Source organism: Thermodesulfobacteriota bacterium (assembly GCA_036482575.1).
Taxonomy (GTDB): Bacteria; Desulfobacterota; GWC2-55-46; order GWC2-55-46; family JAUVFY01; genus JAZGJJ01.
Window position 1 is genome coordinate 1 of the sequence record JAZGJJ010000185.1, and the last position, 10,530, is coordinate 10,530.

Genomic DNA, 10,530 nt, shown 5'->3' on the forward strand with positions numbered 1-10,530 from the left:
TAATCAGCAGGAAAGATAAAAAGAGCCACCCCGGCCCGGAAAGCAATACTATGCCCGAAACAAAGGACGATGCCAGAATAAAGGGCCACCCCTCTCCGGCTATTGGAATACGCATCGAGACCGTTCCCCCCCCCCCCCCCGCTCAGTTCCTGCTCTTGTCCACTATCTTGCCCTTCTTCAACCAGGGCATCATGGCGCGGAGCTTCTCCCCGACAGCCTCTATAGGATGGGCCTCCCCGCGTTTCGTAAGGCCGTTAAACACGGGTTTTCCGGCCCTGTGCTCGTCCATCCACTCTCTTGCGAACTCACCGCTCTGGATCTCGCCGAGTATTTTTTTCATCTCGGCCTTCACCCCGGCGTTTATAACCCTCGGCCCCCTGGTCAGGTCTCCGTACTGGGCGGTATTGCTTATCGAGTAGCGCATGTTCGATATGCCGCCTTCGTATATGAGGTCCACTATGAGCTTCGTCTCGTGCAGGCACTCGAAGTAGGCCATCTCCTCGGGGTAGCCGGCCTCTATGAGCGTTTCGTAGCCGGAGGTAATGAGTGCCGTAAGCCCGCCGCAGAGCACGGCCTGCTCGCCGAAGAGGTCCGTCTCGGTCTCGTCCTTGAAGGTGGTCCCTATTATGCCGGCCCTTCCCCCCCCTACCGCACTGGCGTAGGCAAGCCCGATATCGAGGGTGTCTTTGGAGGGGTCCTGGTGGACCGCCACGAGGCAGGGAACCCCGCCGCCCCTGGTGAACTCGTGCCTCACGAGGTGGCCCGGCCCCTTGGGGGCGACCATGAAGACGTTCACCCCTTCGACGGGCTTTATCATGCCGAAGTGGATGTTGAGGCCGTGGGCGAACGCCAGATAGGCGCCGTCCTTCAGGTTAGGCCCGATCTCCGAGGCGTAGACCTCGCCCTGGATCTCGTCCGGGATTAGTACCATCACCACGTCCGCGCCCTTTACGGCGTCGGCCACCTCGGCCACCTTGAGCCCGGCCGCCTCGGCCTTCTTCCACGAGCCCCCGCTCTTCCTGAGCCCCACCGTAACGTCGACGCCGCTGTCGGTAAGGTTCTGCGCGTGGGCGTGCCCCTGGCTGCCGAACCCGATTACGCTTACCTTCTTATCCCTTATAAGTTCGAGGTTCGCGTCCTTATCGTAGTAGACCTTCATTGCTCTCCTCCCTTTCCACTCCCTTGTATTTCCTGTATTCCTTTATTTTCCTTTATTTCTTTTATTTCCATTATTTCCCTTGCTTGGCCCTATGGCTCCTGGACAGCGCGATACGCCCGGTCCTCGCGACCTCCTTTATGCCGAAGGGTCTCAAGAGCTCGACTATGGCCCTTAACTTCTGCTCGTCCCCGGTGGTCTCTATGGTGTAGCTCCTGGGACTTACGTCCACCACCTTGGCCCTGAATATGTCCACGATGCTAAGGACCTCGGCCCTGTTCTCGGCCGCGACCGAGACCTTTATAAGCGCCAGCTCCCTGCCGATATGCTCCTCCGCGGTGAGGTCGTGCACCTTCAAGACGCTCACGAGTTTATTGAGCTGCTTGGTTATCTGCTCGATGACCTTGTCGTCCCCGCGCGTTACGATGGTCATCCTCGACACCTCGGGGTCGAGCGTTTCGGCCACGCAGAGGCTCTCTATATTAAAGCCCCTCCCGGAGAAGAGCCCGGATATCTTCGACAGCACGCCGAACTCGTTCGATACAAGAACGGAAATCGTATGTCTCATGGAATGGCCTCCTTATACGAGCAGCATCTTATTTAAAGGCTCTCCGGTCGGCACCATGGGATATACGCCCTCCTCGGGCGCCACCACGAAGTCCATCAACACGGGCCTGTCCGTTACCTTGAGAGCTTTCTTTATTACCGCCTCCACCTCTTCGGGCTTGCTGGCCCGGAGCCCCACCCCTCCGTACGCCTCGGCCAACTTCACGAAGTCCGGGAGCTTCCCCATGCATGTGTGCGAGTAGCGCTTGTCGTAAAAGAACTCCTGCCACTGCCTGACCATGCCGAGGTAGCGGTTATTCAGGATGGCTACCTTCACCGGCAGCTTGTACTGCACGGCCGTGGCCATCTCCTGAATGTTCATCTGTATGGAGCCGTCCCCGGCTATGTCTATGACCGTCTTCTTCGGGAATGCCACCTGCGCGCCTATGGCCGCCGGAAGGCCGTAGCCCATCGTTCCGAGCCCGCCGGAAGAGAGGAAGGTCCTCGGCTTCTTGAACTTGAAGAACTGGGCCGCCCACATCTGGTTCTGCCCGACCTCGGTCGTGATAATCGCGTTCCCTTTGGTAAGCTCGTAGAGCTTCTCTACCACATACTGGGGTTTTAGTACTCCCTTTTTGCCGGGTTTATAGGAAAGCTTATGGGTCCGCTCCCACTTCTTTACCTCCTTCAACCACGGCTGGAGCTCCTTTTCATGCTCCTTCAACTCCTTTTGCTTCGGGAGTATCTTCCCCATCTCCCTCAAGATCCCTTTGACGTCCCCCACTATGGGCACGTCCACCTCCACGTTCTTGCTTATGGAGGTTGGGTCGATATCAATGTGTATAATGGTCGCGTACGGGGCGAACTCGTCGATCTTGCCGGTAACGCGGTCGTCGAACCTCGCGCCAATGGCTATAAGGCAGTCGGTATTGGTGACCGCCATGTTGGCCGCGTACGTGCCGTGCATGCCGAGCATGCCCATGTAGAGCGAGTGGGTGCCCGGGAAGCCGCCCATGCCCATTAGCGTCGTCGTAACCGGGATATGGAGCTTTTCCGCCAGTGTTTTCAACTCCGGGGCGGCATCCGACAGTATGACCCCACCGCCTGCGTATATGACCGGTTTCCTGGCCTTCAGTATCCGGGCCATGGCTTTCTTGACCTGCCCCCCGTGCCCCTTGTACTTCGGCTGGTAGCCGGGCAGCTCGGCCGCTGCCGGGTACTTGAACTCGGCCATGGCGATAAGCACGTCCTTGGGCAGGTCCACCAGCACGGGCCCCGGCCTTCCGGTCGTCGCCACGTGGAACGCCTCCTTTATGGTCTTCGTGAGTTCCTTTATGTCTTTCACCAGATAGTTGTGCTTGGTGCACGGCCTCGTTATGCCCACAATGTCGGCCTCCTGGAAGGCGTCGTTGCCGATTAGCGCGGTAGGCACCTGGCCTGTGAAGACCACCACCGGAATGGAATCCATGTAGGCGGTGGCTATGCCCGTTACCGTGTTGGTCGCGCCGGGGCCCGAGGTCACGACGACCACGCCCGGACGGCCCGAGGCCCTCGCGTAGCCGTCGGCCATGTGGACCGCACCCTGCTCGTGGCGCACCAGCACGTGCTTAAGAGGGGAGTCGTAGAGCACGTCGTAGATGGGCAGCACAACCCCCCCGGGGAAGCCGAATATGGTGTCCACCCCCTCTTTAAGGAGGGACTCGATCAATATCCGTGCACCTGTCATCTTCATATATTACCTCAGTACCGCGCCCGTATAGGCCGAAGTCACGGCCTTCGAGTACCTCGAGAGCCAGCCTGTCTTTATCTTGGGCTCAGGGGCCTTCCAGCGCGATTTTCTCTTTTTAAGTTCATCGGTTGTAACCTTTAGCTCAAGCTTCCTCTTATGTATATCGAGCTCTATAATGTCACCGTTTTTGACAAGCGCTATGGGTCCCCCCTCCATTGCCTCAGGCGAGATGTGCCCGATACACGGCCCCCGGGTGCCTCCGGAAAAACGGCCGTCGGTTACAAGCGCTACGGACTCGCCGAGCCCCATGCCCATGAGCGTGGCCGTCGGGGCGAGCATCTCCCGCATCCCGGGGCCGCCCTTTGGTCCCTCGTAGCGGATGACCAGAACCTCGCCGCCCTTTATCCTCCCTCCCATAATCGCCCTCATCGCCGCCTCCTCGGAGTCGAAGACGCGGGCCTTGCCCTTAAAGCGCATCATCTTCGAGCTCACTCCCGACTGCTTCACGACCGCCCCCTTAGGGGCGAGATTGCCTTTAAGAACCGCTATGCCACCCTCTTTATGAAAGGGCTTATCGAGCGGCCTTAAGACAGTGCCGTCTATGTACTTTACGTCCTCGATTATCGCCTTGACCTTGCGGCCCGACACGGTGGGGTTGTCCTTTATCTTCCGCTTAAGGCGCGCCATTACGGCCGGTATGCCCCCGGCCCAGTGAACGTCCTCCATGTAGTGCTTGCCTATGGGCTCTATGGCGGCTATGTGCGGGGTGGTCTTCGAAAGCCTGTCGAAGATTTCCAGTGGCAGCTTTACCCCCGCGTCGTTGGCCACGGCCAGTATGTGGAGCACCGTATTGGTCGAGCCGCCGAGAGCGAGGTCCACCCTTACGGCGTTCTCGAAGGCGGCCTTCGTCATAATTTTCCTCGGCGTTACGTTCTTCCTTACGAGCTCGACCACCCTCTCCCCGCTCGCGAAGGCGATCCTCCTCTTCTCGCTCGATACCGCCGGGGCCGTGCCGCATCCGGGAAGGCTCATGCCCATTGCCTCGGTGAGCGAGTTCATCGTGTTGGCCGTATAGAGCCCCTGGCAGCTCCCCACCCCGGGACACGCACCTATTTCGCAGGCATCAAGCTCCTCCTTCGATATCTCCCCCTTCTTGAAGCGGCCCATGGCCTCGAACGTGTTCCGTATAAAAGAAAGTTTCTGCCCCTTGTAGCGACCGGTCATCATGGGCCCGGCCGTCACTATGACGGTCGGTATGTCGAGCCTCGCCGCGGCCATGAGCATGCCGGGGGTAATCTTGTCGCAGTTGGTAAGGAGCACCATGCCGTCGAAAGCATGGGCCTCGGCTATACTCTCGACCATGTCGGCTATAAGTTCCCTGGAGGGGAGCGAGTAGTGCATCCCCCTGTGCCCCATGGCTATGCCGTCGCATATCCCCGGAAGGCCGAATAACATGGGGTAGCCCCCTCCGCTGTGCACGCCCTTCTCTATGAAGCGCTCGAGGTCGCGCATCCCGATGTGACCCGGTATGATATCGGTGAAGGTGGAAGCAACCCCTATAAAGGGCTTTCCCATCTCGCCCTTTGGTATGCCCGTGGCATAAAGAAGGGCCCTGTGCGGGACCCTCTCAAACCCCTTTTTCACCCTGTCGCTTCTCATGAACGCGTAGACCCGTGCCCTTCCTTTTTTTTACTTCTTACTTTCTACTTTTTACTTTTCCCTCAGCGGTGCCTCGACAGCGCCATCTCCAACTTGTCCTTGGCCGCGAGTTTCAGCTTCTTCACCCTCGCCATCTCCAACTCTTCCTCGGCGTTCAGGTGTCCCTTCCTCGACATCTCCTCGATCTGTTTCTTATATTCCTTGTGTGCCGTGTGTATCTTCCGGAACTCATCGTTCTCCCGGATAAGCCTTTCCGAAATTTCCTCGTCCGCAGTTCCCATCAAAACACCTCCTTCCCGGTAAGTTGAAAATCCGTAAAGCACTTCATATTACACCAGAATGTTACCCAAAGGACCGGGGCTTGTCAACAGAGCACGCTGCCTTTTTAAGCTCGGCCTCCGACTTTCTCAGGTAGAGCGGGCTGAGCGCCTCGGGGCTCATGCGCTCTCCGAATCCTTCAAGGGCGAGGGAGGCGACGTTTACGGCCCGGACCCGCCATAACTCCTCCGGGGCGAAGACGGCGTCTTTTATACTATCCCGGATATACCCCGAGTAGGGCTTGAGCCCTCCCCCGAGGAATGTTACCGGTCCCGGCCCGAACTTCAAGAGTTGCTCTATCAACTCCTCCGGCTTTAAGGCGCAGCCCGGAAGGAGCGTCTCCATCCCCCATCCCCCCTCCCCCCCCTCCCCTCCGGCATCCTTGCTACCGTTACCCGGGCGGTAGAGCGCGGCATATATCTCCCCCTTGCGCGCATCGAGGAGCGGGCAGACGAGCGAGCCGTCTGAAGGGGCGTTCATCGAGAGGGCGTCGAGCGTGGATACGCCCGCGACCTCTTTCCCCCCTTTTTTCCCTTTTTTCCCTTTCCCGAGGGCCCACGCAAGACCCTTTACCGTACTCACCCCTATCCTCAAGCCCGTGAACGAGCCCGGCCCGACGGAAAGGGCGAAGAGGTCTATATCCCGGAGCGAGAGGCCGGCATCCTTCATAAGCGCGTCGAGCGCCCCCATGAGCCAGACGCCGTGGGTGCCTACGTGCTCAATGTTGGTTTCCGCCTCGACAATGCCGTCCCGGACCACAGCCATGCTCCCGGAGGTCGAAGACGTATCGAGCGCGAGCACCCTCACGGTCACCTGAAAAACCGGCTTATGTCTAAAACCCGATCGAGGTCGTTGTAGGTGACAAAGACCATAAGCGTGATAAGCATTGCGAAGCCCACCTGCTGGGTCATGCCCATAACCCTGTCGCTCAGGGGTTTTCCCCTTAAGAACTCTATGGCGAAGAAGACGAGGTACCCTCCGTCGAGCACGGGGATGGGGAAGAGGTTTATAAGCCCTATATGGAGGCTCAAGAGCGCTACGAGCGTCAGGAGGCTGGCTACTCCCGTCTCGGCCGCCATCCCGGACATCTGGGCTATCATAATCGGTCCGCCCACGCTCTTGGCCGAATAGACGCCGGAGAAGAGCCCCTTTAAGACCACAAAGAGGAGCACGGCCATCTCCAGCGTTTTATCCAACCCCAGCTTGATCGAATCGATAAAGCCGTAGCTTCTCAGCACGGACTCTTCCTGAATGGTAATCCCTATAAGAAAGAGTTTTGCGCCTTCGTTGAACTCCGGGGCGATATTGACGGTGAACGCTTCTCCGTCCCTTTCCACGAGGAACGACCTCTCTTCACCGCTCGTGCCGACGATCTCCTGGATCTGCCCGGCACGCTTAAGCGGCTCCCCGTTCACGGCCGCTATTACGTCTCCGGTCTTAAGCCCCGCCCGGTCCGCGGGCCCGCCCTTGGTAACGATCCCCACGGCCGGCCTTGCCGGGGGATAAAAACCGCTCAACCCGGCGCCGGTCTCCTCCGAGACCCCGGGGACGATGGTAACCTCGAAACTCTCCTCCCCGCGCCTTACCATGAGTTTCAGGGGTTGAGCCGGGCTTAGCGAGAGTATCATGCCCAGGTCCTCCCAGTCCTCCATCTCCTTCCCGTCGACGGCCGCGATTATGTCTCCCTCCCGTATTCCGGCCTCGGAAGCGGGCGTACCTTCCTTTACGGAGCCCACCTCCGGCACCTTGCCCATGTAGGCCGGCGCCTGAATCCCTATCATGTAGATTACCGGGAACAAGACCAGCGCGAGCACCACGTTCATCACGGAGCCCGCCATCACTATTGCCACACGTTTCGAAAGAGGCTTGTGGGTAAAAGATTTTTCCCGCTCCGCCTCGCTCACCTCTTCCTCCGGAGACTCGCCTACCATCTTAACGTAGCCGCCGAGCGGCAGGACGGATATCCGGTATTCGGTCCCCCCCCTGGTTATGGATATAAGCTTCGGGCCGAAGCCGAGCGAGAAAGTCTCCACCCCCACCCCGGAGAGCTTGGCGACCACGAAGTGGCCGAGCTCGTGGATGAATATGATTATTCCTATGACGAATATGAAGGCTATTATCGATAATCCCACGTCTTCTTCGCTCCTTTTAGGTTTTTACCGTTACCGCAGGTGCCGATGCCGCTATCTCTCCGGCGGCCTCCCTCGCCCACCTGTCGGCCTTGAGGACCTCCTCGACCGAGGAGGCCGCCCGCGGCTCGTGCTTATCCAGGACCTCGGCGACGGTCGTGAATATCTCCGTAAAACGTATCTTCCCATCGAGGAACATCCCGACGGCCGCCTCGTCGGCCGCGTTCAGGACCGCCGGTGCGGTGCCGCCGCACTCCATGGCCTTCCTGGCGAGCCCGAGGCACGGGAACCTCTCGTCCTCCGGCTGCATGAACTCAAGCGGCGCGGCGGAAAGGTCGAACGGGGCGCCGCCGTCATCTATCCTCTCGGGATAGGCAAGGGCGTAGGATATCGGCCCTTTCATGTCGGCCGGACCCATCTGGGCCATTATCGAGCCGTCCACGTATTCCACCATAGAGTGTACAATACTCCGGGGATGGATGTATACGTCTATCTTCTCCATGGGCACGTCGAAGAGCCAGCTTGCCTCCATGACCTCGAACCCTTTGTTCATAAGGGTCGCCGAGTCGACGGTTATCCTCTCGCCCATGGACCAGTTCGGGTGTTTCAGCGCCTCTTCCGGGGTGACGTCCCGGAGCCCTTCGATGGGACGGTTCAGGAAAGGCCCGCCCGATGCGGTCAGTATTATGCGTCTTACGTCTTCCCTCCTGTGTCCCTGGAGCGCCTGGAATACGGCCGAGTGTTCGCTGTCGACCGGCAGCAGGCGCACCCCGTTTTTCTCCACCTCCTCCATCACCAGCTTGCCGGCGACGACCAGTGTTTCCTTGTTGGCGAGCGCTATGTCCTTCCCGGCCCGTATGGCCGCAAGCGTCGGGAGCAGCCCGGCCGAGCCCACTATGGCCGAGACCACGACGTCCGCGCCGCCGTGGGTGGCGGCCCTCTCCACCCCCTCCCCGCCGAAGCCTACCTCAGTACCCCCGCCTATCTCCGGGGCGTCCTTTTCGTTTAAGACCGAGACGAACTCCGGCCGGAACTCTTCCACCTGTTTTTTTAAAAGCGCTACGTTCGTCCCGGCCGCGAGCGAGACCACCCGGAACCTGTCCGGGTGCCGCCTTACTATCTCCAGAGTGCTGCGCCCGATGGAGCCGGTGGAGCCCAGTATTGAAACGCCTTTGGTCATAGGAGCCATATCACGCAATAGTACATGGCGGGTACGGCGAAGAGCGTGCTGTCGAGCCTGTCGAGCACCCCTCCGTGTCCCGGGATAATGGAGCCGGAATCCTTGACCCCGGCCCCCCTCTTCAGTACCGACTCTACGAGGTCGCCGGCTATCCCGAGCGCCCCGAGAAGGAGGGCGCATGCCACGATAACCGCCGGGGCCATGCCGAGCTCCGCAAACTTAACGAAAATGACGGCCGCCAGGACCCCGCCAAGAAGCCCCCCGGCCGCCCCCTCCACGGTCTTACCCGGACTTACCTTCGGGCAGAGTTTTTTCCTGCCGAGCGCCCTGCCCACGTAGTAGGCAAACGTGTCGTTCGCCCATATGACGATAAAGACGAACAGTATCCACCATGGGCCGAGCGGTGTCTCCCTCAAGACGATCAGGTAGGAAAGAGGGACGGCTATATACACCACGCCGAGGAGCCTCTCCGAGACCCACGGGAGCGCCCCGGCGAGCTCCTCCCCGCGTAAGAACCGTACTGCAAACAGTATAAGGAGCAGCCCCAGGAGATATGGCGGGAGAAGCTCCGTACCGCTCAAGTAAAAAAGAGGGGGCATAAAAGCCCCGGGCAGTACCCCGGCAAGCCACCCACTCCCCACTCCCCCCTCCCCCCCCTCCCCGGTATGCTTCAGGATAGCGCCGTTATACTCCCACCGGGCAAGGACGGTAACCAGTAAGGTCGCCAGAGAGAGCCAGAACGCGGACGTGTAGAGGACTATGCAGACGACTACCGGGATTAGGACGAGACCGGCCAGTACTCTTTTCAGAACTACCCTCCCTCAAAGGCGGTTAAAAGGTTATCAGTTACCCGTGGTCAGTTACCCGTTAACTGATAATCGACCACTGATAACCGATAACCGGCCACTGATACCCGCCCACCGGTAACTACCCGACCGCACCCACGAGTTGTTCGCCGGTAAGGCCGAACCTTCGCTCCCTGGTCTGGAAGTCCTTTATGGCCGCTACCAGGTCGCCCCTGGTGAAGTCCGGCCACAGGACGTCGGTTACGTGAATCTCGGTGTAGGCCATCTGCCAGAGCAGGAAGTTCGATATCCTGCTCTCCCCGCTCGTCCTTATAAGGAGGTCAGGGTCCGGCGTCCCGGCGGTATAGAGGTGGTCCTGGAAGGTTTTAACGGTTATATCTTCGGGGGCGAGCTTGCCTTCCTTCACCAGCCTCGCGACGGACGTGCAGGCATCGACAACCTCTTCCCTTCCGCTGTAGCTCAAGGCCAGCTGGAGCACCATACCGTCGCACCCGCCGGTCTTTTCCTCGGCCTCGCTTACGACGTCCCTTACGCTCCGGGGCAGTTCGTCGATCTTGCCCACCGCGCGGAAACGGATGTTGTTATCCACCATCTTCCGTATCTCGCGCCTTATGTGCTCCTCGAGGAGGGCCATGAGTGTCTTGACCTCCACGGCCGGCCGGTTCCAGTTTTCCCTGGAGAAGGTGTAGAGGGTAAGATAACGGATGCCGATCTCGCGCGAGAACTCGATCACATCCCTTACGACCTCTATCCCCTTGCGGTGGCCGTTAATCCTCGAAAGCCGCTTCTTTTCGGCCCAGCGTCCGTTGCCGTCCATTATGATGGCAATATGGGTGGGAAGCTTATCTGGGGGTATATTATCCATGGGGAGAAATTACCACAAAAGTCCCGGAATCTCAAGATAAATCAAGCCTGTTGCGCCCCGGGGCCGCAACTCAGACCTCCATGATTTCGTGCTCTTTTTTAGAGAGGATCTCGTCCACCCGGACTATCTCTCCGTCGGTGGT

The 10,530-nt window shown here is 59.4% G+C and carries 10 protein-coding genes; all 10 read right to left on the reverse strand.

The genetic code is table 11. From position 1 onward, the window contains the following. Positions 1 to 142: 142 nt before the first annotated feature. A complete protein-coding gene (ilvC, locus tag V3W31_08030; GenBank protein MEE9614877.1) occupies positions 143 to 1,159 on the reverse strand; it encodes a ketol-acid reductoisomerase in 1,017 nt (338 codons plus the stop codon). Positions 1,160 to 1,229: 70 nt separating this feature from the next. Next, the gene (gene ilvN, locus V3W31_08035; GenBank protein ID MEE9614878.1) at positions 1,230 to 1,724 is read right to left on the reverse strand and encodes an acetolactate synthase small subunit; all 495 of its coding nucleotides are present in this window, start codon (positions 1,722 to 1,724) and stop codon (positions 1,230 to 1,232) included. Between the two features lie 12 nt (positions 1,725 to 1,736). Next, positions 1,737 to 3,434, reverse strand: a complete 1,698-nt coding sequence (gene ilvB, locus V3W31_08040; GenBank protein ID MEE9614879.1) for a biosynthetic-type acetolactate synthase large subunit — start codon at positions 3,432 to 3,434, stop codon at positions 1,737 to 1,739. Positions 3,435 to 3,437: 3 nt separating this feature from the next. Next, on the reverse strand, positions 3,438 to 5,090 hold the full coding sequence (gene ilvD / locus V3W31_08045) for a dihydroxy-acid dehydratase (GenBank protein ID MEE9614880.1): 1,653 nt from the start codon (positions 5,088 to 5,090) through the stop codon (positions 3,438 to 3,440). 62 nt (positions 5,091 to 5,152) lie between these two features. Beyond that, the gene (locus V3W31_08050) at positions 5,153 to 5,371 is read right to left on the reverse strand and encodes a DUF465 domain-containing protein (GenBank protein ID MEE9614881.1); all 219 of its coding nucleotides are present in this window, start codon (positions 5,369 to 5,371) and stop codon (positions 5,153 to 5,155) included. 61 nt (positions 5,372 to 5,432) lie between these two features. Continuing rightward, positions 5,433 to 6,215, reverse strand: coding sequence for a tRNA (adenosine(37)-N6)-threonylcarbamoyltransferase complex dimerization subunit type 1 TsaB (gene tsaB / locus V3W31_08055; GenBank protein ID MEE9614882.1), 783 nt, complete (start codon positions 6,213 to 6,215; stop codon positions 5,433 to 5,435). Positions 6,216 to 6,217: 2 nt separating this feature from the next. Then, positions 6,218 to 7,540 carry an RIP metalloprotease RseP gene (rseP, locus tag V3W31_08060; GenBank protein ID MEE9614883.1) on the reverse strand — a complete coding sequence of 441 codons (1,323 nt, stop codon included), beginning with the start codon at positions 7,538 to 7,540 and terminating at the stop codon, positions 6,218 to 6,220. A 16-nt stretch (positions 7,541 to 7,556) separates the two neighbouring features. After that, positions 7,557 to 8,717, reverse strand: a complete 1,161-nt coding sequence (locus V3W31_08065; GenBank protein ID MEE9614884.1) for a 1-deoxy-D-xylulose-5-phosphate reductoisomerase — start codon at positions 8,715 to 8,717, stop codon at positions 7,557 to 7,559. Continuing rightward, a complete protein-coding gene (locus V3W31_08070; protein ID MEE9614885.1) occupies positions 8,714 to 9,526 on the reverse strand; it encodes a phosphatidate cytidylyltransferase in 813 nt (270 codons plus the stop codon). The genes V3W31_08065 and V3W31_08070 overlap by 4 nt, the downstream gene beginning before the upstream one ends. Positions 9,527 to 9,644: 118 nt before the next feature. Beyond that, positions 9,645 to 10,388, reverse strand: coding sequence for an isoprenyl transferase (locus V3W31_08075; GenBank protein ID MEE9614886.1), 744 nt, complete (start codon positions 10,386 to 10,388; stop codon positions 9,645 to 9,647). Between the last annotated feature and the right edge of the window lie 142 nt (positions 10,389 to 10,530).

Bases quoted from the DNA above. Each gene is read 5' to 3' on its own strand.
- ilvB (MEE9614879.1), bottom strand. From the start codon at position 3,434: ATGAAGATGACAGGTGCACGGATATTGATCGAGTCCCTCCTTAAAGAG.
- V3W31_08075 (MEE9614886.1), bottom strand. From the start codon at position 10,388: ATGGATAATATACCCCCAGATAAGCTTCCCACCCATATTGCCATCATA.
- V3W31_08050 (MEE9614881.1), bottom strand. From the start codon at position 5,371: ATGGGAACTGCGGACGAGGAAATTTCGGAAAGGCTTATCCGGGAGAAC.
- ilvN (MEE9614878.1), bottom strand. From the start codon at position 1,724: ATGAGACATACGATTTCCGTTCTTGTATCGAACGAGTTCGGCGTGCTG.
- V3W31_08065 (MEE9614884.1), bottom strand. From the start codon at position 8,717: ATGACCAAAGGCGTTTCAATACTGGGCTCCACCGGCTCCATCGGGCGC.
- ilvC (MEE9614877.1), bottom strand. From the start codon at position 1,159: ATGAAGGTCTACTACGATAAGGACGCGAACCTCGAACTTATAAGGGAT.
- ilvD (MEE9614880.1), bottom strand. From the start codon at position 5,090: ATGAGAAGCGACAGGGTGAAAAAGGGGTTTGAGAGGGTCCCGCACAGG.